2 protein-coding genes are annotated in these 763 nt (G+C 63.3%); one reads left to right on the forward strand and one right to left on the reverse strand.

What is annotated here, in order from left to right; translation table 11 throughout:
• A partial coding sequence (locus AC1DK4_RS40765) for a hypothetical protein (protein ID WP_477132273.1) occupies positions 1–450 on the reverse strand: 450 nt, incomplete at its 3' end.
• A 74-nt stretch (positions 451–524) separates the two neighbouring features.
• Between AC1DK4_RS40765 and AC1DK4_RS40770 the strand changes: the two genes are divergently transcribed.
• Positions 525–763 (forward strand): hypothetical protein (locus tag AC1DK4_RS40770; RefSeq protein WP_441643666.1); only part of this gene is annotated, 239 nt, incomplete at its 3' end.

Here is a 763-nt window from a genome sequence, read left to right on the forward strand (position 1 = left end):
CAGATAAGCCGCAGTCAACCCACGATTTCCCAGATAAGCCGCAGTCAACCCACGATTTCCGTGCCTTCGGGCTTCGTCTGCATCGGACCAGTCGTACCTAGCGAGATAGATGCCAACTGCCGTAGCCAACGCCCCACCCCATATCTTGAGTCCACCAAGAAAGACCGTAGCGCCCACRCCCGTCGTACTGGCGGCGGCATATTGGCGCAGCACGATCTCCGTGCCGCAGGCCAACACTTCCAGACCGGCCGCGAAGGTTGTCAAGGCGGCGGCCAACTCCGCTTTTTCCTTTTCGTCCTTGGTCCCTTTGAGCCACTTGTGGCCGAACAGGGCGGCCTCGAACACAAGCAGCCAGCCAAGGCCGGGCTCGACCACGGCGCGGTAGCGTGTGCGGCGAAAGCCGGTGTCGCCTTGCTCGAAGCGGCTGACCAGCCCATGGACATGGCGCACCGGTTCGTCGCCACGCCAGAGGGTGAGCAGGGCGGCAGGTCGAGGATGGTGGCGAAGTCGAGGTCGGGGTCGGCGTGGGTCAGCTGCACGTCGAGGCGGAAGGTCTCGGAGAGGGCTTCGTCGAGATCGAACTCGATGACCTCAAAGTCTACCCCGCCGATGACGGCGAAGGTGAAGCGCAGGTCGGATTGGGTTGCCATGCTATCTCCATTACGTCTTTGCGACGTGCTTGCGATCTGGGCGCCGACCAGGACGCACGGCCCAGCGGTGCGCGTTGGCCAATAGCTGCTCGCGGATGTCTGGCGGGTAGTTG

It is taken from the genome of Cupriavidus sp. 05N38, from assembly GCF_056397345.1.